General features: G+C 61.0%; 19 protein-coding genes and 1 pseudogene. 10 read left to right on the top strand and 10 right to left on the bottom strand.

All coding sequences use genetic code 11. The features are described from left to right. The first annotated feature begins 11 nt into the window (after positions 1–11). Complete coding sequence (locus EC86_RS0100425; protein WP_036771655.1) at positions 12–2258, top strand: RelA/SpoT family protein; 2247 nt, start codon at positions 12–14, stop codon at positions 2256–2258. Positions 2259–2292: 34 nt separating this feature from the next. On the opposite strand, the gene greB is transcribed toward EC86_RS0100425, so the two are convergent. Beyond that, complete coding sequence (gene greB / locus EC86_RS0100420) at positions 2293–2865, bottom strand: transcription elongation factor GreB (protein ID WP_029523752.1); 573 nt, start codon at positions 2863–2865, stop codon at positions 2293–2295. A gap of 210 nt (positions 2866–3075) precedes the next feature. Between greB and EC86_RS0100415 the strand changes: the two genes are divergently transcribed. Beyond that, positions 3076–3879, top strand: coding sequence for a class I SAM-dependent methyltransferase (locus EC86_RS0100415; RefSeq protein ID WP_029523751.1), 804 nt, complete (start codon positions 3076–3078; stop codon positions 3877–3879). Positions 3880–4021: 142 nt separating this feature from the next. Then, positions 4022–5020, top strand: coding sequence for a CysB family HTH-type transcriptional regulator (locus EC86_RS0100410; RefSeq protein WP_051675650.1), 999 nt, complete (start codon positions 4022–4024; stop codon positions 5018–5020). Positions 5021–5029: 9 nt separating this feature from the next. Here the strand turns inward: EC86_RS0100410 and EC86_RS0100405 are convergent, their stop codons facing one another. The 8 genes from EC86_RS0100405 to EC86_RS0100370 form a co-directional block, all read right to left on the bottom strand. Further along, positions 5030–5251 carry a TOBE domain-containing protein gene (locus tag EC86_RS0100405; RefSeq protein WP_029523749.1) on the bottom strand — a complete coding sequence of 74 codons (222 nt, stop codon included), beginning with the start codon at positions 5249–5251 and terminating at the stop codon, positions 5030–5032. A 102-nt stretch (positions 5252–5353) separates the two neighbouring features. Continuing rightward, complete coding sequence (locus EC86_RS0100400) at positions 5354–6169, bottom strand: ATP-binding cassette domain-containing protein (RefSeq protein ID WP_029523748.1); 816 nt, start codon at positions 6167–6169, stop codon at positions 5354–5356. Positions 6170–6223: 54 nt separating this feature from the next. Continuing rightward, the gene (gene ssuC / locus EC86_RS0100395; RefSeq protein WP_029523747.1) at positions 6224–7126 is read right to left on the bottom strand and encodes an aliphatic sulfonate ABC transporter permease SsuC; all 903 of its coding nucleotides are present in this window, start codon (positions 7124–7126) and stop codon (positions 6224–6226) included. Between the two features lie 45 nt (positions 7127–7171). Beyond that, entirely contained in the window at positions 7172–8335 is a 1164-nt protein-coding gene (gene ssuD, locus EC86_RS0100390) for an FMNH2-dependent alkanesulfonate monooxygenase (RefSeq protein ID WP_029523746.1), read from the bottom strand. 11 nt (positions 8336–8346) lie between these two features. Continuing rightward, on the bottom strand, positions 8347–9387 hold the full coding sequence (locus EC86_RS0100385; RefSeq protein WP_029523745.1) for a sulfonate ABC transporter substrate-binding protein: 1041 nt from the start codon (positions 9385–9387) through the stop codon (positions 8347–8349). Positions 9388–9411: 24 nt separating this feature from the next. Continuing rightward, positions 9412–10431 carry a sulfonate ABC transporter substrate-binding protein gene (locus tag EC86_RS0100380; protein ID WP_029523744.1) on the bottom strand — a complete coding sequence of 340 codons (1020 nt, stop codon included), beginning with the start codon at positions 10429–10431 and terminating at the stop codon, positions 9412–9414. Between the two features lie 124 nt (positions 10432–10555). Continuing rightward, a complete protein-coding gene (gene ssuE, locus EC86_RS0100375) occupies positions 10556–11155 on the bottom strand; it encodes an NADPH-dependent FMN reductase (protein WP_029523743.1) in 600 nt (199 codons plus the stop codon). Positions 11156–11204: 49 nt separating this feature from the next. Then, a complete protein-coding gene (locus EC86_RS0100370; RefSeq protein ID WP_029523742.1) occupies positions 11205–12248 on the bottom strand; it encodes a sulfate ABC transporter substrate-binding protein in 1044 nt (347 codons plus the stop codon). A gap of 194 nt (positions 12249–12442) precedes the next feature. On the opposite strand from EC86_RS0100370, the gene EC86_RS0100365 reads away from it, so the two are divergent. From EC86_RS0100365 to EC86_RS0100355, 3 genes are all read left to right on the top strand, one after another. Beyond that, positions 12443–13333: an endonuclease/exonuclease/phosphatase family protein gene (locus EC86_RS0100365; RefSeq protein WP_051675649.1), complete on the top strand. Its 891-nt coding sequence runs from the start codon at positions 12443–12445 to the stop codon at positions 13331–13333. 324 nt (positions 13334–13657) lie between these two features. Next, positions 13658–13891: a hypothetical protein gene (locus EC86_RS28410; RefSeq protein WP_156955138.1), complete on the top strand. Its 234-nt coding sequence runs from the start codon at positions 13658–13660 to the stop codon at positions 13889–13891. A 157-nt stretch (positions 13892–14048) separates the two neighbouring features. Continuing rightward, positions 14049–15557 carry a CYTH and CHAD domain-containing protein gene (locus EC86_RS0100355; protein WP_029523739.1) on the top strand — a complete coding sequence of 503 codons (1509 nt, stop codon included), beginning with the start codon at positions 14049–14051 and terminating at the stop codon, positions 15555–15557. A 71-nt stretch (positions 15558–15628) separates the two neighbouring features. Here EC86_RS0100355 and EC86_RS29760 read toward each other — a convergent pair. Continuing rightward, a pseudogene (locus EC86_RS29760) lies at positions 15629–15709 on the bottom strand (ArsB/NhaD family transporter); the annotation flags it as partial. Between the two features lie 6 nt (positions 15710–15715). On the opposite strand from EC86_RS29760, the gene EC86_RS0100350 reads away from it, so the two are divergent. The 4 genes from EC86_RS0100350 to EC86_RS0100330 all read left to right on the top strand — a co-directional run. Next, the gene (locus EC86_RS0100350) at positions 15716–16459 is read left to right on the top strand and encodes a hypothetical protein (protein WP_029523738.1); all 744 of its coding nucleotides are present in this window, start codon (positions 15716–15718) and stop codon (positions 16457–16459) included. Between the two features lie 1034 nt (positions 16460–17493). Next, the gene (locus EC86_RS0100340) at positions 17494–19449 is read left to right on the top strand and encodes a DUF47 family protein (protein WP_029523737.1); all 1956 of its coding nucleotides are present in this window, start codon (positions 17494–17496) and stop codon (positions 19447–19449) included. Beyond that, a complete protein-coding gene (locus tag EC86_RS0100335; protein ID WP_029523736.1) occupies positions 19446–21086 on the top strand; it encodes a PEP/pyruvate-binding domain-containing protein in 1641 nt (546 codons plus the stop codon). The genes EC86_RS0100340 and EC86_RS0100335 overlap by 4 nt, the downstream gene beginning before the upstream one ends. Positions 21087–21180: 94 nt before the next feature. Further along, positions 21181–22120, top strand: a 940-nt coding sequence (locus EC86_RS0100330; protein WP_198026732.1) for a PHA/PHB synthase family protein, incomplete at its 3' end; no start/stop codon positions are given.

The raw sequence follows: 22120 nt of genomic DNA, 5'->3' as shown, positions 1-22120 counted from the left end.
CAGTCGGGGATATGAACGCCATGCCGACCACCGCCGTTCCCCACAAGCCGACACCTGCCGCAGCCAATGCGGCGGCGGCAAGTTTTGCGGCCCTGACCGCCAAACTCGACTACTTGAACGCCGCCGACATAGAAAATGTCCGGCAGGCCTACCGCTTTGCCGACGAGGCCCACCTGGGGCAATTGAGGAACAGCGGCGAGCCCTACATCACGCATCCGATTGCCGTGGCCCAGCAGTGCGCCGAATGGAAACTCGATGCGCAAGCCCTGATGGCGGCGCTGCTACACGACGCGATGGAAGACTGCGATGTCAGCAAGCCCGAGCTGATCGAGCGCTTTGGCGCGCCGGTGGCCGATCTGGTCGATGGGCTGACGAAGCTGGAAAAACTCGAATTCAACACCCGCGAAGAAAACCAGGCGGAGTCTTTCCGCAAGATGCTGCTGGCCATGGCGCGCGATGTGCGGGTCATCTTGATCAAGCTGGCGGACCGCATCCACAACATGCGAACGCTTGGCGACGCGCCGCGCACGAAGTGGAAACGGATTTCCAGCGAAACGCTGGACATCTACGCCCCGATTGCGCACCGCCTGGGCCTGAACTCGACCTACCGCGAACTGCAGGACCGGTCGTTCCAGCACCTGCATCCGTGGCGCTATGCCATTTTGTCCAAGGCCCTGACACGGGCGCGCGGACGCCGACGCGACGTGATCAAGCGGGTGCAATCTGAAGTCGAGGCTGCATTTGCCACCGCGCAGATTCCTGTCCGGATTTATGGCCGCGAAAAAACGCTTTATTCCATCTATCACAAGATGGATCAAAAGCATTTGTCTTTTGCACAGGTGACCGACCTGTATGGTTTCCGGGTCATCGTGAACGATGTGACCGCCTGCTACAGCGCCATGGGCATCCTGCACCAGCTCTACAAGCCCTTGCCGGGAAAGTTCAAGGACTACATCGCCATTCCCAAGGTCAACGGCTACCAGTCGCTGCACACCACACTGGTCGGCCCGTTCGGAACCAACATCGAGTTCCAGATGCGCACCGATGCGATGCATGTGGTGGCCGAGGCAGGCGTGGCGGCCCACTGGCTGTACAAGGCGTCCGATCCGAACAGCGACACGTCGCAGCGTCTGGGAACCAAATGGCTGCAGTCGCTGCTCGACATCCAGAATGAAACCCATGACGCAGCCGAGTTCTGGGACCACGTCAAGATCGACCTGTTCCCCGAGGCGGTCTACGTCTTCACCCCCAAGAGCCAGATCATGGCGATGCCGCGCGGCGCCACGATTGTGGACTTTGCCTATGCCATTCACAGCGATGTGGGCCACCATGCAATTGCCGCCAAGGTCAACGGCGAACAGGTTCCGCTGCGCACCGAACTGCTGAACGGCGATGTCATCGAAATCATCACCGCGCCGGTTTCCACGCCGAATCCTGCCTGGCTGGGGTTTGTCCGAACCGGCAAGGCACGTTCAAAAATACGCCATCACCTCAAGAGCATGGCCATCACCGAATCACAGGAACTCGGTGAAAAAATGCTTGCCCAGGCGCTACGTGCCGAGGGCATCGACCGGCAGCGTCTTTCGGAAGACGACGACGCCCACCACGCGACCTGGGAGAAAATCCTTCGCTTCACCGGCAACCGTTCGCGCGCCGAGTTGCTGACCGACATCGGCATGGGCAAGCGCATTGCCAGCATGATCGCCAAGCGCATCGTCTCGTTTCTGGCTGAGAAAGGCGAGAAACCCGATGCCTTGCTGATGAGCCGGGAACGCTACATTCCGCACGAATCCATCTCGCAAGGCGGCCTGGTGCTCGATGGCAGCGAGAAAAGCTCGGTCCAGTTTGCCCGATGCTGCAGCCCGATTCCCGGCGACACCATCGTGGGTTACCTCGGGCGGGGCGAGGGCCTGTTCGTGCACACCGAGGACTGCGCAGTGGCCAAGCGCCTGCAGCAACGCGACATTGAACGCTTCATTGCCGTGGACTGGTCAGACGAGCCCACCAGAACGTTTGAAACCAATCTCATGGTCACGGTTTCCAATGGCAAGGGCGTGCTGGCCAAGGTGGCCGCCGCGCTTGCCGGTGCCGAGGTGGACATCACCCATGTGGACATGGGCCATGAACCGGCCAACGGAGCCACCGACCTGAGGTTCAGCGTGGCGGTGCGCGACCGCGTTCACCTGGCCGCTGCGATGCGCAATGTCAGGCGCACTCCGTCGGTGCTTCGGGTTCAGCGCTTCAAGGCCAGCGCCTGAAAAGCGTGGCCTTGGCTTTCGTGGATTGAACCGATCAGGCTGGCCCGGCCGCCGCGCCGGCCTCGGGATAGGCCACCTTCAGCACTTCCAGCAACTGCGTTCCCTGGGGCGTGACCAGGCTCACTTCGTCGCCTGTGCGCGCTTTCAGCAACGCGCGGGCCACGGGCGAAATCCAGCTGATCTGCCCCATGGCACTGACGGCTTCGTCAATGCCGAGAATGGTCACGGTTCTTTCGAGCCCTTCCTCATCGGCGTAGGTGACCGTGGCGCCAAAAAACACCTGGTCGTTGCCGTGGTGAAGGCCGGGGTCGCTGATTTCAGCGATTTCCAGCCGCTGCGTCAAAAAGCGGATGCGCCGGTCAATCTCCCGAAGGCGTTTCTTGCCGTACAGGTAATCGCCGTTTTCCGACCGGTCGCCGTTGCTTGCCGCCCAGTGGACGATATCGACAACCTTGGGCCGCTCGTTGTCGATCAGGTCGAACAACTCCTCCCGCAAACGCGCATAGCCCTGAGGCGTGATGTAGTTCTTTCCGCTGGCCGGCTGGCTGGGAACGGGCAGTTCGTCCTCGTCGTCCGCATCGGATTCTTTGGTGAATGCTTTGTTCATGCTGGCGCCAGAATAGCATTCGCGCGCGCCAACTTTGCCCGTGGCGAACGGTGCCAAACGAAAAAGCCTGCAACTTTCGTTGCCGGTTTTTCCCTTTATGGGCCCGGCAGCGAAAAACTTTTGAAACATGTGGAAGGATGGACTGGCGTAAAAAACGGGGCAGGCGCATGCATCATGGTGGCATTGGCTGATTCGGAAAGGAGTTTTTCCATGCACCCGAAGCAAGTGCCCGATACGTGGGAGCGCGGCGATCCCTATGAGCGCTATGTCGGCCGGTGGAGCCGCAAGGTCGCGCCCTTGTTTCTGGACTGGCTGGACGTTCCGGCTGGCCGCCGATGGCTGGACATCGGCTGCGGCACAGGCGCCCTCTGCGCTGCCATTGTGCAAGCCTGCGCGCCCTCGTCGCTCGATGGGGTTGATCCTTCGCAGGGGTTTCTGGCGTCCGCGCGTCGGCAGATCGGCAGCCGGGCAACGTTTCATTGCGGCAACGCGACCGCCCTGCCCCTGGACGATGGCTCGGTTGATGTGACGGTGTCAGGGCTGGTGCTCAACTTCGTTCCAGACCAGGCGGCTGCACTGGCCGAAATGAAAAGGGTCACGCACCAGGAGGGAATCATTGGCGCCTACGTCTGGGACTACACGGACAAGATGGAACTGATGCAGTTTTTCTGGGATGCCGCTGTCTCACAAGAAGCCGGCGCCCTCAAGCTCGACGAGGGAAAACGCTTCCCCCTGTGCCGGCCCGAAGCCCTGACCGGACTTTTTACCCGTGCAGGGCTCGAACATATCGAGGTCACGGCTATCGACATCGCCACGCCGTTTGCGAATTTTGACGACTACTGGCAGCCATTCCTGGGCGGCCAGGGGGCCGCACCGGCCTACGCCATGTCGCTTGATGCCGCGGCACGCAAGCGGCTGGAGGAACGCCTCAGGGAGCGCGTCCCCATGCTTGCCGATGGCTCCATCCCGATGACAGCCAGGGCATGGGCGATTCGCGCGCGGGCCACTGCGTAGCCCGATTCGCAAGCCGTGCGCTTTGCCAGCGCTGCCGGCCAAAATCCAGATCAATAAGCCATATCGAATCTACAATTTATTCTTTGTAGAAATAAATATTGGATTTCATAATCCTCCTGGTTATGAAGGAGGCTTGTTTTTTATGAATTTCCAGCAACTGCGTTCCGTGCGGGAGGCGGTGCGGTGCGGCTTCAACCTCACCGAAGTGGCCAACACGCTGCACACCTCGCAACCGGGCGTCAGCCGGCAGATCCGCGAACTGGAGGAGGAACTCGGCATTGAACTGTTCGCTCGCGCCGGCAAGCGACTGACCGGCCTGACCGACCCGGGCCGCCACGTCTTGCCCATCATCGAACACATCCTGCTCGGCAGCAGCAACCTGCGCCAGGCCGGGGCGGAATTTGCGTCGCAGCAAAGCGGCCTGCTGTCGATTGCCGCCACGCACTCCCAGGCGCGTTACGCCCTGCCCATGGCCGTGCAGGCATTTCGCGCGCAGTTCCCCGACATCAAGCTGCACCTGCACCAGGGCTCGCCCGAACAGGTGGCCGAAATGCTGCTGTCCGGCGAGGCCGATGTGGGCATCGCCACCGAGGCGCTTGCCCAGTACGATGAACTGATCGCGCTGCCCTGCTACCGCTGGACGCACTCGGTCATCGTGCCGCCGGGACACGCGCTGCTCGATGAGCCGCTGACGCTGCAGCGGCTGGCCGGCTATACCTTGATCACCTACGACACCGGTTTCACCGGCCGCACGCGCATTGACGAGGCCTTCAAGGCGCAACACCTCACGCCCGACATCACGCTCAATGCAATGGACGCCGACGTCATCAAGACATATGTGGAACTCGGCATGGGCGTGGGCATCGTGGCGTCGATTGCTTTCGAGGCCGAGCGCGACCTGGCGCTGCGCGCCATCGATGCAGGCGAGCTGTTCGGCATCAACCTGACCAAGCTGGCGGTGCGGCGCGGCACCTACCTGCGCGGCTACGTGTACGCCTTCGTCGAGTCTTTCGCACCCATGCTCACCCGCAGCATCGTCGAGCAAGCCTTGAGCAGCGCCGGAACGCCTTTGGAACGGGCGGAGTCTGCGGCCTTGCCTGAAAGGCTGTCGCTCAGCGGGCCGGAGGAAATCACGATATAAAAATCTGCCTCACAGCTTGGCAATCGACACTTCGGTCGATTTGACCAGCGCCACCACCTCGCTGCCGATGACGAGTTCGAGCTGGTCCACTGATCGCGTGGTGATCACCGAGGTGACGATGCCCCACGGCGTTTCGACATCGATCTCGGACACGACATCGCCGCGAATGATTTCCTTGACCTTGCCGCGAAACTGGTTGCGCACGTTGATGGCCTGGATGGCTTGGGACATGAAGGTTCTCCTGGAACGGTTAAAAAATTGGAAAATCAAAAATACTATGAAATCAATAGCTGCATGCGCACGCCCCACTTGCGCAAAAGGCTTTTTTTATCATCAAACTGCCCAGCGCAGGCCATGCGCGGGGGTGGCGGGCCAGGCCGGCTCGCGTGACGGCATTTCTTCCGCCGGCTGCTGCAGCACGCGGTCCAGAATCCGTTTTTCGATCACGCCGAACAGCGGGTCGCTGCGCTGGCGCGGACGCGCCAAGGGAATCCGCTCGTCAAGCGCGATGCGGCCGTCCTCGATCAGGATCACCCGGTCGGCCAGCGCCACGGCTTCCTGCACGTCGTGCGTGACCAGCAGCGCGGTGAAACCATTGCGCTGCCACAGGCCCTCGATCAGCTGGTGCATTTCGATGCGGGTCAAGGCGTCGAGCGCACCCAGCGGCTCATCTAACAGCAGCAGGCGCGGGTTGTGTACCAAGGCTCGGGCCAGCGAGACGCGCTGGCGCTGCCCGCCCGACAGCCGCGCCGGCCAGTCCACCTGCCGGTCGGCCAGCCCGACCTGCGCCAGCACGCCGGCCGCTGCGTGGTGACCGGCAGCGCCCAGACCCAGCGCCACGTTGTTGATCACCCGGCGCCACGGCAGCAGGCGCGAGTCCTGGAACATGACGCGGATGTCGTCGCGCAGGCCTTTGACCTCCTGCGCATCGAGTTCGATCACGCCCTGCGTCGCCGGCTCCAGCCCGGCCACCAGGCGCAGCAAGGTGCTTTTGCCGCAGCCGCTGCGGCCGACGATGGCGACGAACTCGCCCGGTTCAATCATCAGTTCGGCATGCCGCAGCACCTGGCGCTGGCCGTAATGCTTGGACAGGCCGCGCACGTCAAGGCGAAGGCCGCGTGCATTCTCTTTGGCAGTTTTAATGGTCAAAATGGTCTCTCCCGCACGCAGGTATTGCGCAAGCAGCTATCAAAAAATGATTATTCATGCCGTTGAAGATGCGCTCTGGTAGCCCGGATGCCAGCGCAGCCAGTAACGCTCCAGCCCGCGCGCAAACACATCGGCCAGCTTGCCGAGCAAGGCGTAGAGCAGGATGCCGACCAGCACCACATCGGTCTGCAAAAACTCGCGCGCATTCATCGTCAGGTAGCCGATGCCGGCCTGCGCCGAGATGGTTTCGGCGACGATCAGGATCACCCACATCAGCCCCAGCGAAAAACGAAGCCCGACCAGGATCGACGACATTGCGCCGGGCAAAATCACTTCGCGGTACAGCTGCCAGCGCGTGAGTCCGTAGCTGCGGCCCATCTCGATCAGGCCTGGGTCCACATTGCGGATGCCGTGAAAGGTGTTGAGGTAGATCGGAAAGAACACCGACACGGCAATCAGGAACAGCTTGGCGGTCTCGTCGATGCCGAACCACAAGATCACCAGTGGAATCAGGGCCAGCGCCGGAATGTTGCGCACCATCTGGAGGGTCGAGTCCAGCAAGGTCTCGAAAAACTTCACCGAACCGGTCAACAGGCCCAGCGCCAGCCCCAGCCCGCCGCCGATGGCCAGCCCCGACAGCGCGCGCCCGGCGCTGACCTTCACATGCGTCCAGAGTTCGCCTGACAGCGTGAGCGCCCAGGCGGCCTTGACGACTTCCGCGGGAGCGGGCAGCACGCGGGTCGAGAGCCAGCCGAGCGACGCCGCCACCTGCCAGAACACGATCAACCCGACCGGCACCAGCCAGGGCAGCGCGCGCTGGCCCAGGTCGCGCAGCAAGGCGCTGTCGTCAAGGCGCGGCAGTCGCAGGCCGCCGCTCCACGGTAAAAGTCCCAGCCCCGGCCTGTTGATCACGTCGGGCATGGGCGTTATCTGGAGTTCGCGCGTTGCTTGTGTCATCGGTAGTTCCTTGAAAAGTCGTCCATGCGAATCTGCTGTGCCGCATCAGCTTTGCGACGCGCGCGGCAGGTAGTTGTTGGCCACGACTTCGCCAAACGGGCCGGTCAGGCCGCTGCCCGGCAGCTTTTGGCGCAGCTTGCGCGGCAGCAGCGGAAACACCAGTTCGGCGAAGCGGTAGGCTTCCTCCAGATGCGGATAGCCCGAGAAGACAAAGGTGTCAATTCCCAGCGCGGCATATTCCTCGATACGGGCGGCCACGGTTTTGGCGTCGCCCACCAGCGCCGTTCCCGCGCCGCCACGCACCAGCCCGACGCCGGCCCACAGGTTGGGGCTGATTTCCAGGTCAGCGCGCGTGCGCTTCTTGCCACCAGAATGCAGCGCGGCCATGCGGCGCTGGCCTTCCGAATCCATGCGCGCAAACGCCGCCTGCGCCCGGATCACCGTGTCGTCATCGAGCCGGCTGATCAGGCTTTCAGCGGCGCGCCAGGCGTCGTCGTCGGTCTCGCGAACGATGATGTGCAGGCGGATGCCGAACTTCACCGTGCGGCCATGTTTTGCGGCGCGCGCTCGCACATCGGCCACTTTCCTGGCCACCTCGGCGGGCGGCTCGCCCCAGGTCAGATAAGCATCGACCTGCTCGGCCGCCAGGTCGTGGGCTGCTGGCGACGAGCCACCGAAATACACCGGCGGATAAGGCTTTTGCACCGGCGGATAGAGCAGCTTGGCGCCCTTGACGCTCAGGTGCCTGCCTTCGTAGTCGAAACTCTCGCCGGTGTGGCTGCGCGCGATGATCTCGCGCCAGATGCGGATGAACTCGGCCGACTGCTCGTAGCGTTCGGCATGGTTCAGGGATACGCCGTCGCCCTCCAGCTCGGTCTGGTCGCCGCCGGTCACCAGGTTGATCAGCAGCCGCCCGCCCGAGAGCCGGTCAAAGGTCGCGGCCATGCGCGCGGCCAGGCTGGGCTGGTGCAGCCCCGGCCGCACGGCCACCAGGAACTTGAGGTTTTTCGCCACTGGCAGCAGGCTGGACGCCACCACCCACGGGTCTTCGCACGAGCGGCCGGTGGGAATCAGGACGCCTTCGTAGCCCAGCGTGTCGGCGGCCACGGCGACTTGCTTGAGGTAGTCAAAGCTGACTTCGCGGGCGCCTTCACTGGTGCCGAGGTAGCGGCTGTCGCCGTGGGTGGGGATGAACCAGAAAACTTGCATGGTGAAACTCCTTATTTGTGGGTGATGGGGTTGCGCTGTGCCAGCCGCGCCGCGTCAAGCTGCCAGACGATCTGCGCGACCTGTACCGGCCGGGGAATCAGGCCCAGCTTGAAAAAGGCGTCGGCCACGCGCTGCTGGTCGGCCACTGTCGCCGCGCTCAGCGGGCCAACAGGCGAGGCCGGGCGGCGCCGGAGAAACAGGCTGACGATGCCAGCGTCCAGCCCGCTGAAATCGGCGATCAGCTTGATGGCGTCCTTGCGCCTGGCCTGCACGAAGGCGTCGGCGCGCGTCAGTTCGTCCAGCAGCACCGCCAGCGCCTGTCCGTGCTGCACGGCAAAGGCCCGCGACGCGAGGTAAAACGAGTTGTTGCTCGACAGCTCGCGGCCGGAGGCGAGCACGCGCGGCCTGATGTCGAGTTCGATGGCGGCATAAAACGGGTCCCAGATGGCCCAGGCATCGACGCTCTTGCGTTCAAAGGCGGCGCGCGCATCGGCCGGCACGAGGTAAATCGGCTGGATGTCGCTCCACTTCAAACCGGCTTTTTCAACGGCGCGCACCACGAGGTAGTGCTCGCTGGAGCCTTTTTGAAGGGCGATTTTCTTGCCCTTCAAATCAGCCAGCGTCTTGATGGGCGAGTCGGCCAGCACCAGGATTGCCGAACTGTCGGGCTTGGGCGGCTCGGCGGCGACATACAGCAAATCCTTGCCGGCGGCCTGGGCGAACACTGGCGGCGAGTCGCCCGTCAGGCCGAACTCCAGGCTGCCGACCGCCAGCGCTTCGAGCAGTTGCGGGCCGGCCGGAAACTCGGCCCAGGTCATCTTGACACCAGGAAAGCGCTTTTCGAGCACGCCCTGCTGCTTCAGGACGACCAGGTTGACGGCGGACTTCTGGTAGCCGATCCTGAGTTGCTGCAGTGGCTGCAAGGGTTCGGCGGCTTTTTCGGGCGCTGGCTGCGCATGGGCGCGGCCGAGCCCCAAGCCCCACCAGGCGGCGGTGGTGCCGGCAATGGCGAGAAAGCGCCGGCGTAGCTGAAAAGGTGTTTGCGTGTTCATGACGTGTTTTCCTTTCAGTGCGCTTCAGGGCGCGGCTTTGTAGGCGGCATCGCGCACGGCGATGGCCTTGGGAATCAGCTTGAGGTCAAAGAAGGTGTCGGCCAGCTTTTGCTGCTCGGCAATCACGCTGTCAGGAACCGGCCTGACGTTGAATTCATAGCGGTGCAGGCTGAGTTCAACGACCTCGACCGGCAAGCCCTGCAGCGGCGCGATCTGTTCGGCTGCTTTTTTGATGTTGGCCTTGAGCCAGGCGCCCCGCTCGACGGAGTCGTCGAACAGCGCCTGGATGACCTTGGGGTTCCTGGCGGTGAAATTGCGTTCGGCCAGGTAATAGGCGTAGTTGTTGACCACGCCCCGGCCGCTGGCCAGCACGCGGGCGCCAATGGCTTTTTCAGCGGCGGCGGCAAACGGGTCCCAGATCGCCCAGGCATCGACGCGGCCGCTTTCGAAGGCGGCGCGCGCATCGGCCGGCGGCAGGTAGATCGGCTGGATGTCACCTGGCTTGAGGCCGTTTTTCTCCAGCAGCCTGACCAGCAGGTAATGCACATTGCTGCCCTTGTTCAGCGCGACTTTCTTGCCCTTGAGGTCGGCCACGGACTTGATGGCGGAGTCCTTGGGCACCAGCAGCGCTTCAGCTTCAGGCGCGGCCGGGTCGTAGCCGATGTAGGCAAACCGGGCACCGGCAGCCTGGGCAAAAATCGGCGGCGCTTCGCCCACGTAGCCGACATCGACCGAAACCAGGTTCAGCCCTTCGAGCAGTTGCGGGCCGGCTGGAAACTCCACCCATTTGACGCTGGCCTTCAGCGGCGCCAGGCGCCTTTCCAGTGTGCCCTGGACTTTTTGCAGCACGAACAGGCTGGCCGACTTCTGGTAGCCAATGCGCAGTTCGATCTTGTCCTGGGCATGCGCTTTCGGCAGCAGAAAAAGGCTGACCAGCGCCACGGCGGCAACCAGCAGGACGCTTGCGATCAGATCGTGCAGGATCAGCCGAAAGGCACATGAAGAGGCCGCCAGAGGAGGCTGGGCAGTAAGGGAAAAAGTCATTTTGAAGCCTTTGATGGGATTTGCCGGCGCTGGCTGGGTGTCTGCAGGCAAGGCGCTGCCACCCGACTGCATGGCGGTATTTAAAAAAATTGGAATTCAGGCCAGGCCGCAAGGACCGGCAGCGTCAGACGCTACATCGCACCTGCGAAAACAGCACCGGATCGAAGCGGGTCGGCTGCGGCATTCGAAAGCCCTCGGCCAGCAGCGTGGCCACGGCCTCGTCGAGCCGGGTCGCGATGTCCGCATCGAGCGTGTAACGGCCGTCGGCCGAGCGCGCAATCTGTGCATCGGTGGCATACACGCCGGGCAGGATGTGGCGCGCCGAGAGCGACTGCAGCACCGGCCGCAGCGCATAGTCGAGCGCCAGCATGTGGTGAGGACTGCCGCCGGTGGCCAGCGGCAGCACGGTTTTTTCCTTCAGCGCGGTTTGCGGCAATAAATCCAGGAACACCTTGAGCACGCCGCTGTAGGCCGCCTTGTACACCGGCGTGGCCACGACGATGGCCCGGGCGCGCTGCACCTGCGCCAGCGCCTTGACAATTTCGGGATCGCCCCACTCGGCCAGCAATAGCGCCTGGGCAGGCAGCTCGCGGATGTTCAGGCGTTCGACCTTCAGGCCGCCGCTGCGCGCCAGCCGGAGACTGACCGAATCGAGCAGCGCGGCGGAACGGGAAGACTCGGACGGGCTGCCGGCAATCAAGAGGACGGTGGACGCTACGGACATGTGGGGGGTTCTCTGGTGGCTCGATGGAAACAGTTGTTGGCGGAAGGCTTTACTTCTGCGTGTAGATCTGGTCGAACGAGGCGCCGTCAGCGAAGTGGTCCTTGTCCGCCTTCGTCCAGCCGCCAAAACCCTGGTCGATCGTGAACAGCGTCAGCTTGGGGAACTGGCTGGCGTACTTGGCCTTGGCCTTCTCGCCGGTCGGGCGGTAGTAGTTGCGCCCGGCAATGTCCTGGCCTTCTTCGGAGTAGAGGTAGTCGAGGTAGGCGGTGGCCACCGCGCGTGTACCCTTCTTGTCAACGTTTTTATCGACCAGCGTCACCGTCGGCTCGGCCAGAATGCTGATGGACGGCACGACGACCTGGAACTTGTCAGCGCCAAACTCCTTGAGTGCCAGGAAGGCTTCGTTTTCCCAGGCCAGTAGCACGTCGCCGACATTGCGCTGCACAAAGGTGATGGTCGAGCCGCGCGCGCCGGTGTCCAGCACGGGGACGTTTTTATACAGCTGGCCGACGAATTCCTTCGCCTTGGCGTCGCTGCCGGCGTTCTTGCGCTTGGCGAATTCCCAGGCGGCCAGGTAGTTCCAGCGCGCGCCGCCCGAGGTCTTGGGGTTGGGCGTGATGACGGCCACGCCGGGCTTGGCCAGGTCGTCCCAGTCCTTGATGCCCTTGGGGTTGCCCTTGCGCACCAGGAACACGATGTTCGAGGTGTAGGGCGCCGAATTGTGCGCCAGGCGTTTTTGCCAATCCTTGGGAATCAGGGCGCCGTTCTTGACCAGCGCATCGACATCGCCGGCCAGCGCCAGGGTGACCACATCCGCATCAATCCCGTCGATCACCGAGCGCGCCTGCTTGCCCGAGCCGCCGTGCGACTGCTTGATCGTCACATCCTGGCCGGCCTTGACCTTCCAGTATTTGGCAAAGGCCGCGTTGTAGTCCACATAGAGTTCGCGGGTCGGGTCGTAGGACACATTGAGCAGCGTCACGGGTGGCTGCTGGGCGTGGCTGACCAGGCTTGTTCCGGCAAGTGCCCCCCCGAAGCTCAGGGCCAGCAGGGTACGGGTTGAAAAAGTGACAAAGTGACGACGTGTGGCCATAGCGGTGTTCCCCGATCAATAGATGCAAAAAGTTGAATGCGTGAATTTTGAAAGCCTTCGCTTAAAACTCAAAAGAAGAATATGTAGCTTCTTTATGCAAAAAACGTTTTTGCCGTCTGGAGTCGTTAACCAGGGTACGCTAAAGTTATCGCAGACTCAGGCGATTGCTTTTGAACCAAATTTTCTGACGAAGTATGAAACTCGTTACGTGGAACATCCAATGGGGACGCGGCGCCGACGGCAGGGTTGATCTCGACCGGATCGTGGCCCATGCACGCCGTGTGGCTGATTTCGACGTGCTCTGCCTGCAAGAGGTTTCAGCCGGTTATCCCGAATTGCCGGGCTGCGATGGTCGAGACCAGTTCCAGTATCTGGCCGATCGTCTGCCGGGCTACACCGCAATCGCGGGCGTGGCTACCGACACCCCCCATCCAACGGGTGGCCGCCGCACATTCGGCAACATGATTTTTTCGCGTTTTCCTGTGCAGCAGGTATTCCGCCACCTGTTGCCGTGGCCGGCTGACCCGGGTGTCCCAAGCATGCAACGGATTGCCCTGGAAGCCACACTGGACACTCCATTGGGTTTGGTTCGCGTCACCACCACCCATCTGGAATTTTATTCCAGCCGGCAACGCGCGTCCCAGATTGAACGGCTGCGCCAATTGCACCAGGAAGCCACGGCACAGGCATGTAGCGTGCGACCCGGTCAGGCATCAGAAGGCCCGTTCTTCTTCGTGCCACGTGCTGCAGCATCGATTCTTACCGGTGACTTCAACTGCCTGCCAGAGTCGGCTGAAAAGGCGAGACTGCTCGCTGCGATGGACAATGCCACGCGGCCTTACCGTGATGCTTGGGAAATCACCCATGGCAGCGAACCACATGCCCCGACAGTGGGGATTTACGATAAGAGCCAGTGGCCGGACCCGCCGTTTACCTTCGACTTCATTTTGGTTAGCGAGGATCTTGCGCCCCGGGTAAAGGAAATGCGGGTGGACGCGATGAGTGACGCATCTGACCATCAACCTGTACTGCTTGTACTGGGCCAAGAAGGAAACAAGTCCGATTCAACGTCTGATTTGAGATAAAACGCCAGGATTTTTGCAACAACTTAGCGTCTTCCAAGCCAGCTTTTCAGTGCATGGGTGCAGAGAACGCTTCCTTGCGCTCCCAGTGTCGACCTTGGTTTTCACTGAGATGATTCTTTGAATACCTGGTCATATTTGACTCGATTTCACGCTTCACCTGCATGACCAACTCATCGTCCTGGCCATACCGGAACTGCAGTTTTTGGCAGAGTCTTTCGAGATTTTGAAGGTGTTTGTGCATCAGCTTTTTCTCCATTTGAAAGGCACAATGGCCTCTGAAAGCGCCTCAAACCTCGCAACTTTGCACCGAAGGTGTGAAATTCCGTGTCATTGGCAACGAATCCATGCAAAACCGCATGGGGGTATCGAATTCGGCAGTGCAACAAAAACCGCAACGAAACCGGGCGTGGTCAATTACGCGACGCCGTGACTGCACTGGTGGCGATTTCCTTGTTCACGCTTTGCCTGCATGCTGTCATGCCGCGTATTTTGCATGCTTGCCCTAAAGAGACTACTTTGAAATTGGTAGAAAATCGTAACTTGAAACAGGGCTTCTGAAGACCGATCAAGCAGCTTTCATGAGTTCTGGCGACCTTGGGTAAAAATTGGCTACAGCGGCCGTAACAATTTTCGGTTGCATACCATCAGGTAGCCCGGCATCCTCTTGGGTCAGTCGCCCCTTGCGCCATCAACTGTGAAATGTGAACGGAACGCCATGAAAAAAGACGACGCCTTATCCCGCCGACCACAAGAGTTAGAACTCAAGCTTGCGCTACCAGCATGCGACCCGGCTGAACTGGAAAAAAAACTGGCCCGCATGCCTGGGCTGGCGCGCCGCAAGCCAAGCCATCTGCAGTTGCACAATACCTACTACGACACCCCTGAGCAAACGCTGCGCCGCAAGCGTGTGGCCTTGCGGCTCAGGCGCGTGGGCAGTGATGCAAAGCCTGAATGGCTGCAGACCCTCAAGATGGGTGGCACAGGCAACTCGGCCTTGAGCCAGCGCGGCGAATGGGAAACCTCCGTGCCTGGTGCCCAATTGGCCTTGCCGGCGCTTGAAGCCACGCCTTGGATAGACATCGATCCTGACGGCGATCTGTTTCGCAAGCTTGCGCCATGCTTTGTGACCAGCTTTGACCGGACCAGCTGGGCCGTGCGCAAGCCGGGCGGCAGTATCGTCGAGGTGTCGCTCGACGTCGGACAGATTGTGGTTGAGGGCAAAAGCATTCCTATTTGCGAGCTTGAACTCGAACTGCTGGCAGGCCAGCCATCAGCGCTGTTTGGTCTTGCCCGGCAGATCGCACGCAGCATCGCGGTGATGCCGGAAACGCGGAGCAAAGCCGAGCGCGGTTATGCATTGGCCGAGGATTCGCTGGACCGCCCACTGCGAGCGCAGCCGCCACCGTTGCACGCCAAAATGGTTCCCGCCGAGGCGGCGCAGTGCGTGCTCCGGGAAATGTTCTGTCAGTTCACGGCCAACCTCAATACACTGCGTCATTCAAATGCCCCTGAGGTGCTACATCAGGCACGGGTCGGCTGGCGACGATTCAGAAGTGCCTGCCGGCTTTTCAAGCCCGTCCTTGATGCCGATACGGTACCCTCCTGGGAGCCACTGAAAACGCTTTTGACGCTGGTCGGTGAACTGCGAGACCTGGATGTGGCACGAACTGAAACCCTGCCGAAGTTCGCGGACGCCTACACGGCAGGCAATGTCCGTCGGGAAGAAAAGTGGCAGGCGTTGAATCAAGCCTTGACGCAGTCGGCAGACGTTCAGCGCAAAGCCATTTGCTACGCACTCGAAGTGCCAAGTGTCGGCGCGGCCTTGCTTGGAATCACGCAATGGCTGGAAGAGCTGCCTCAGCAGAAGGAATCAGGGAAAGCTCTGGATGCTCTCGACATGTCGTTTCGCCGCTGGGCCAGGCGCTGCATTGCCCGCCTGCACAAGCAGCTCAAAGGGGCGCTGCATGATGCCGATACGCTCGAAGGTCAACACCAAGCCCGCATTCTGGCCAAGCGAACGCGCTACGGCATCGAAGCATTGAAGCCGCTCCTGAACCGGCAGCGCACCAAACGCTGGTATCGGCAGGCCACGGATTTGCAGACGAACATTGGCATGGCGCGCGATCTCGTGCAGGCAAATCTGCTGGTGGTTAAGGTTGAAGCAGACCATGAACTGGCAGAGTTCTTGCGCGGCGTCGCGGTGGGGCAGGAGCGTTCGAACTGACTTTCACGCGAGGTGCTCAATGGGGGGGTTGTGATGGATCGCACTGTCCGAGATGCGCCGCCCTTCCCTCTCTAGCTCAGCCGAAGGGCGAGCGCTGCCAGCGTGACCAACAAAACAGGCAACGTCAGCACAATGCCAACGCGAAAGTAGTAGGCCCCATGCAAGACTACCTGCAGATGGGCGTGATGGAAGCCATGGCCGCCGTCAAGTCGCTTACGGGTGCGCCCCGCATTCACGCGATGGGCTACTGCCTGGGCGGCACGTTCCTGTCCATCGTGGCCGCCGCGCTGGGCCTGAAGGAAAATGCCGCCCGATGGGGCTATCTGCCCGAGTTGGCCACGGTCACCCTGCTGGCGTCGTTGACCGACTTCAGTGAACCCGGCGAACTTGGCGTTTTTATCGACGATGACCAGATCCAGACCTTACGCGAGACCATGGCACGCACCGGCTACATGTCGGGGCGGCAGATGGGCGGCGCCTTCCAGTTTCTCAATTCCCGCGAGTTGATCTGGTCTCGCCAGACGCATCGTTACCTGCTGGGCGAGGACGACGTGGGCAACGACATGATGAGCTGGAACACCAACGTGACGCGCCTGACCGAGCGCATGCATTCGGAATACCTGTCTTCGCTTTATCTTGACAACGCGCTGGCCTGCGGGCATTACCGTTTGGGGGGCACGGGCGTGTCCCTCATGGACATCAAGGCGCCCATGCTGGTAGTGGGCACCATGCGGGATCACGTCTCGCCTTGGCGCTCTGTCTACAAGATTCACCTTCTCGATGCCGGACCCGCAAGGCCACTGGCGGAAGTGGGAAGTCCATTGTCGGCAGACAATGGACGCTGGTGCAATGGAAACAGACCTGCCCATTGCAGGCATCAGCACGAAGAAGGAATTCAATGAACACTCCTATTCCAGCGCCTTCCGGGGAGGCTCCCGCACCCACCGGATGGCTCAAACGCGCGGGCCTCATCGCTGCGCTAGTAGCGCTGGCCGCCGTCGTGCTGATGCCCTCCGCGCAAGGTCTGCCTGCGTCGGGCCAGGTGACACACCGACACGTTCGAGGCGCGCGACTTCGTGCGCACCGGCTTCGTCCTCACCCTGGCGGCCGTGCTGCTGGTGGTGTTCGACCTGACCTACTGGCCCATGATGGGCTACATGACGCTGCCTGGCGCCTGAGCCACGGGTTGCAAGTCAAAAGAGCTGCCAGCGCTTGCCTATCAAGCGCTGGCAGCTCCTATTTTCGACAGTATTCATTGTTCGCGGGGGTTGCCACGCCTGCAATGTGTCGGCTATCTACCCCAGCATTCAAGTTAGGTTGGGCAGACTGACAACGATGGGGAAGTAGCCCTGTGATTTGATTGCATTAATGGCGTGTACTTGACTTCAGTCTCTAGGCGAGCGCGGTACGTTATCAACTCGGCAATGATTACTACGCGGCCGATCACGGCCGGTAAACCCCCTTTGGTTCAGGCTCCGGAAAAATTGGGCGCCCCTCATACCGTTCAGCGAGCTGTTGCTTGTCACGTCGGCGTTGGCTGGTACGACTTTGCTCGGCATGCCGTTCCTTGCGCTCAGATCGTTCTTTGCGGCTTTCGCTCATTTGATACCTTTCATGGTTAGCAAAAAAGTAGCTCCCGAGAAAAAGACTACCAGAATTGCGTATACGAATCATGACAAGGACGCGGATAGGAAAAGGCGTATTGCGACACGAAAGCGAGTCAGACTCAGAGTGAATTCACGTCCCCATGGAAGGCTGTGACCCATGCATGGTCAGTAACCTAATGCGAATCGAATGAAATCATTCCTAGTATCAGCAAAGGCTTTTTTAACTAAAGATGTAAGCATTTAGAAACACAAAGACTGTCATTGTCATCAATTCGACACATCCAACTTTTAGCATTGCCTGTGAATTTCACTCCAAATCGAGAATTCACATGCTTAAAGAAAAAGCGGTCGCATCCCTGGGACAGTCATCCCTGCTGATGCCCGCCTGGGTCAAGGCGGCGCTGCTGGCGAATGATCGCCTGAAGTTGTACCTGTCAATGATCCAGTCCGCTGCCCAGCATGCCGCTTCGCCGGATAACCCTGCGGCAGACTGGGGACGGGAGCTTGCGCAGTGCGGCCTGCATGGCACGGCCTGGCTCCAGGAACTGGTCAAGACGGCTTACCTTGATGACCGGACGCTGGTCATTCCCCAACTGGGGCAGTTGCTTGGTGCGCTGGCGTCGGATTTAACCCTGATGGCCCGTCCTCTTGCAGAAGGGGGGCGTGAACGTCATCCGGAGCTGATGGCCCGGCGAGACCTTTGGTTGCAGAAACTTCATGTCATGGAAGACGAGGAAGGGCTTGGGCCTCAGGCACTGGCTGACCTGACCCGTGGAGACCGAAAGCATGGCGACAGTTTCCATATCCTGGTGATGGATTTGCACAAGCAACTCAACGCCATGGCCAGCGAGATCGCCACCGAAGACATTGATGGAGCCCATGTCTGGCAAATCGACGAAGCTGATCGCCCGCTGATCAAAGCCTTCATGCGAGGCCTGCATCGAACGGCGCCGCTCAAGTTTTACCACCCCGGCCTGGACACCGCCGTGACCCGCAATGGCTCGCAACTCCTGATCCAGAACGACATTGGCACCAACGATGTGCATGTCCTGGTGATCGAGGTGGAGCATCGCACCATCAACCTGACCTATTCCGATCTTCATGCCGGGCGCTTTGAATTTTTTCGCCAGATGCTGGAGGCCGCAGGTTTCGAATGGACGGTGTACGACCCTGTAACCTCCGACGGTCTCAATGCAGGCAAGCCGTACCAGGTGGGAAAGGCCGAACTCAAAGCCGATGACGACGAGCTGCTCATGGACGGACTCGAGGCCGTCGCCTCCCGCATCGTGTTTGTCATTGACTGGAACCGCGCCCGCAAACGCCTGCAGAACTTCGTTAAAAAGCCTCAGGCGCAGGCGATCCTGCGCCGTGCCGCAGATGAGGAACTGGGACACATGGCATGGCTTCTGGCGGGCGGAGAACGGCTGGTTTTCAGCACAATGCAGGCGGTGGACAGCGAGGCTTTTCGCGTCGGTGATCGGCTTGATGACGTTCTAGGGGAGGCATCGGCAAGCGAATTTTTGCTGGCGCTCCTGCGCATGTCCAGCATCATGCTGCGTCAGCAGCAGCCTGTGGCACTGGTGGCCGACGAAGCACAAATGCTGCTCGCTCGCGTGCTGCGCCAGCGCACTTTCGAGTTCGATTTGCTGGCCGAGCATGCGGCGTACTGTCATGCGATTGCGCTGGCACTGTGCGATGCACTTGAAAACGGAGCAGCGATGGATTCGTCGCAAAGCGCCAGCCTCGTACTGCGCGCAAAAACCTGGGAACGGCAGGCGGATCATCTGCTAATGGACGCTCGCCAGCGCGCGGAGAGGCAAAGCCGGTGGCGCCCGGTAGTAGAACTTCTGGAGAAGTCCGATGATGTGGCCGATGCCCTGGAAGAAGCCTTCTTCATCCACTCCATGACACTAGGGGAGCCTCTTCAGGGGCTTCCGACACCGGTCACCGAGGTGCTGCGCAAGCTGGCGGACACGACCCTGACAGCCATTCAGGATCAGGTCAAGGTCATCGAGATCGCGCGCCAGGTCAGTGAGCACGGCGACGCGGCCGACAGCGACCTGTTTCTGCAGACACTCTGGCGCATGTTGCGCGCGGAGCGGCTGTGCGATGAATTGTCGCGTCAAGCCCGCAAGAGCATTGTCATCTCGCTCCATGCCTCGCCTGCCGGCATGCTCCTGGCCAACGACCTGGCCACCACGATCGAAAAAGCTTCTGACGGCCTGCTCGCAGCCGGTTATGCGCTGCGCAAGATGGTCCTCACCAAAACAGGTATGACGGCATGAACTCAGTAAGCCTCTGGCCCAAACATCTGTATCTGATTGCCGAGGGCAACACGCCCCCCCATCACAAGCCGAACCGGGAGACCATGGGGTCCAAGGCCTACAACCTTCTGCGCATGACAGGTATCGGACTGCCCGTTCCGCCGGCGCTGGTGATCGGAACGCATTACGCAAAATCACCCGAAGAATGCATGCTGCCCGTGTTCACCATCGGGCTGCCGGCCCTGCAGGAAGCGACGGGACGCGTACTTGGCGATGTGCGCAGGCCATTGATCGTTTCAGTCCGCTCCGGAGCCCCCGTGTCCATGCCGGGCATGATGGAGACGCTGCTCAACATCGGGCTGTGTGACCAGACCCTGCCCGGCCTGCTGCGCCAGACCGGTAATCCCAGACTGGTCTGGGATGCTTACCGGCGGCTTATTGCCAGCTATGGCGAAGTAGTGGCAGGCTTGCCGGGCTCCCTGTTTGAGGACGAGATCGAGCGCCTCACCCAAGGGCGCGACGAGCGGCAGCTGGACTTCGCTGAATTACGCAGCCTGACGCGCCAGTTTCTGGCGCTCTACCAGTTGCACACCGGGCAGCCGTTCCCGCAGGATGCCAATGCACAGCTGTCCGGAGCTATTCGGGGGGTTTTCATGTCATGGCACGCGGAAAAGGCACAGGCCTACCGCGAGATCAATCAGATCGACGCTGCCGTGGGGACGGCCGTGACGATTCAAAGCATGGTGTTTGGCAACAGCGGTGGACATTCGGGTGCCGGCGTCGGCTTCACCCGCAATCCCACGACCGGCGAGCGCCAGCCATGGGTGGATTTTCTGGCCAATGCCCAGGGCGAAGACGTTGTTTCGGGTCGCAGGAATGCCCATGGACACGAGGCTCTGGCCAGCGTAGCGCCGGACGCCTGGAGCAAGCTGCAGGACGCGGTGCAGACCCTGGAGCGTGAGTTCTCTGACATGCAGGATTTCGAATTCACGGTACAGGACGGCGTGCTGCACATGCTGCAGACACGGTCTGGCAAACGAACACCCCTGGCTGCCGCCCGCATCGCACTCGATCTCCTGGATGAGGGCCTGATAGACGCCGCCACCGCCCTGGAGCGCACGAAGGACTTTAGCGAGGAAGACCTTGGCACGGTGCAACTGGCGTCGCAAGGCGAACCGGATGCGCAGGCTAGCCCGGTCGGCCGGGCCATGTCGGCCTGCTCCGGCGTGGTGTCCGGTGAAATTGTGCTGGACAGCGCACGCGCCGCAGTCCGTGCTGCTGAAGGTGCCAGCCTGGTTCTGGTCCGCCAGGACGCCGAAACCAGTGACATCGCGGCCCTTGAATTTGCAGCCGGCTTGCTGACGGGGCGTGGCGCGCGCACTTCCCACGCCGCTGTGGTGGCTCGACAGCTGGGCAAAGTCTGTCTGGTCGGTTGTGAAACACTGCGAATCGACCTGAGCGCACGGACCATCCGCCTGGGGGATCTGCTGCTTAAGGAGGGCGATGTCATCAGCCTGGACGGCAACGAAGGCATCGTTTACGCCGGCGAGGTTGCCGCCGTCTTCGTGCCCGATGCCGCCATGGCCGATCGGCTCAGAGCACTTCGAGAGGCGCAGGCCCCCGCCCATCATCACCACCCCAAACACAGCACTTCATGAGTGCCGCCATACCGGCATGACCGGCCAGACAATTTACGTCGATGGCGGTTGCCACACCGCTGCCTGATTGTTCAATTCATTCGCACAAGACCTCATGAAATTCATCCCTTCTGCGTTGACACTAAAACCGTCACATCCGATCGAGACATCGATTGACAGGGCGTTGCATTTGCAGCTTTCCAAGTCCAGCATGGGCCTGTCACCAATCTCGCTCGGTTTGGCATTTGCAGATTGGGCCCTGCACCTTGCCGTCTCGCCGAGCCGCCAAGCGCGCCTGGGCAGGTTAGGCATGTCGCTTTCCTGGGAGGCCTGGGTCAATACCTTGCAAACCCGAACTGGCGTCGATGCGCATGAAACACCGGGCCAGGAAAATGACCACCGCTTTAACGATGAATCATGGAAATCATGGCCTTACAAAGCACTGAAAGAAGGCTTCAAGGCCAGTGACTCCTGGCGACGGGAATCCGCCAGAGTGGATGGCGTGGCCAAACATCACCAGCATGTCGTTGACTTTTTCAGCCGCCAATGGCTCGATGCGCTGTCGCCTTCCAACTGGCCGCTGACCAATCCCGAAGTGCTCAAGAAGAGCCAGGCGTCCATGGGGAAGAGCTTGCTCCAGGGGCAAAAAAACTACCTTCGGGACCTGAAGGAGGATTACAAGGCCCGAACCGTCGTCGGTTCCGGATCGCTCAAACCACTGGCTTACGAAGTTGGCAAGGACGTGGCGGTGACCCCGGGCAAGGTGGTGTTCCGCAATCACCTGGTGGAGCTGATTCAATACCTACCGACCACTGACAAGGTGGTGCCGGAGCCTTTGCTGATCGTGCCCTCATGCATCATGAAGTATTACATTCTTGACTTGTCGCCCGCCAATTCCATGGTGCGCTACCTGGTCGGCCAGGGGTATACGGTGTTCATGATCTCGTGGCGCAACCCGGATGCCCGCGATCGCGATCTGGGCATGCAGGACTACCTGCAGATGGGCGTGATGGAAGCCATGGCCGCCGTCAAGTCGCTTACGGGTGCGCCCCGCA

It is taken from the genome of Polaromonas glacialis (genome assembly GCF_000709345.1).
GTDB classification, from domain to species: Bacteria; Pseudomonadota; Gammaproteobacteria; order Burkholderiales; family Burkholderiaceae_C; genus Polaromonas; species Polaromonas glacialis.
The sequence above is the reverse complement of the archived record's forward strand: the minus strand, read 5'-3'. Positions and strand labels throughout refer to the sequence as shown.

Bases quoted from the DNA above. Each gene is read 5' to 3' on its own strand.
- EC86_RS0100425 (WP_036771655.1), top strand. From the start codon at position 12: ATGAACGCCATGCCGACCACCGCCGTTCCCCACAAGCCGACACCTGCC.
- greB (WP_029523752.1), bottom strand. From the start codon at position 2,865: ATGAACAAAGCATTCACCAAAGAATCCGATGCGGACGACGAGGACGAA.
- EC86_RS0100415 (WP_029523751.1), top strand. From the start codon at position 3,076: ATGCACCCGAAGCAAGTGCCCGATACGTGGGAGCGCGGCGATCCCTAT.
- EC86_RS0100410 (WP_051675650.1), top strand. From the start codon at position 4,022: ATGAATTTCCAGCAACTGCGTTCCGTGCGGGAGGCGGTGCGGTGCGGC.
- EC86_RS0100405 (WP_029523749.1), bottom strand. From the start codon at position 5,251: ATGTCCCAAGCCATCCAGGCCATCAACGTGCGCAACCAGTTTCGCGGC.
- ssuC (WP_029523747.1), bottom strand. From the start codon at position 7,126: ATGACACAAGCAACGCGCGAACTCCAGATAACGCCCATGCCCGACGTG.
- ssuD (WP_029523746.1), bottom strand. From the start codon at position 8,335: ATGCAAGTTTTCTGGTTCATCCCCACCCACGGCGACAGCCGCTACCTC.
- EC86_RS0100385 (WP_029523745.1), bottom strand. From the start codon at position 9,387: ATGAACACGCAAACACCTTTTCAGCTACGCCGGCGCTTTCTCGCCATT.
- EC86_RS0100380 (WP_029523744.1), bottom strand. From the start codon at position 10,431: ATGACTTTTTCCCTTACTGCCCAGCCTCCTCTGGCGGCCTCTTCATGT.
- ssuE (WP_029523743.1), bottom strand. From the start codon at position 11,155: ATGTCCGTAGCGTCCACCGTCCTCTTGATTGCCGGCAGCCCGTCCGAG.
- EC86_RS0100370 (WP_029523742.1), bottom strand. From the start codon at position 12,248: ATGGCCACACGTCGTCACTTTGTCACTTTTTCAACCCGTACCCTGCTG.
- EC86_RS0100365 (WP_051675649.1), top strand. From the start codon at position 12,443: ATGAAACTCGTTACGTGGAACATCCAATGGGGACGCGGCGCCGACGGC.
- EC86_RS0100355 (WP_029523739.1), top strand. From the start codon at position 14,049: ATGAAAAAAGACGACGCCTTATCCCGCCGACCACAAGAGTTAGAACTC.
- EC86_RS0100350 (WP_029523738.1), top strand. From the start codon at position 15,716: ATGCAAGACTACCTGCAGATGGGCGTGATGGAAGCCATGGCCGCCGTC.
- EC86_RS0100340 (WP_029523737.1), top strand. From the start codon at position 17,494: ATGCTTAAAGAAAAAGCGGTCGCATCCCTGGGACAGTCATCCCTGCTG.
- EC86_RS0100335 (WP_029523736.1), top strand. From the start codon at position 19,446: ATGAACTCAGTAAGCCTCTGGCCCAAACATCTGTATCTGATTGCCGAG.